Genomic DNA, 232 nt, shown 5'->3' with positions numbered 1-232 from the left:
AAAATCTTTCTTCCCGGAAGAACATGGCGTGCCTCCCTACGACGAACTGGTGGTGGTAGCCAATAAAAACCAGTATAACGCCGACGATCTGAAAAAGTTTAATCTCGCCATAGAGAAAGCCACGCAGTATCTCATCAATCACCCTGATAAAGCCTGGCAAACTTTCATTTCCTATTCGCCTGACACACTGAATAACGAGCTAAACAAACTGGCCTGGCGCGATACTTTACCT

The 232-nt window shown here is 45.7% G+C and carries 1 protein-coding gene; it reads left to right on the top strand.

The features are described from left to right. Window positions 1–232 (top strand): ABC transporter substrate-binding protein (locus tag ACYP03_RS28245; RefSeq protein WP_459782970.1); only part of this gene is annotated, 232 nt, incomplete at both ends.

The organism is Photobacterium sp. R1 (assembly GCF_054600795.1).
This window is presented reverse-complemented; position numbering and strand designations above follow the sequence as displayed.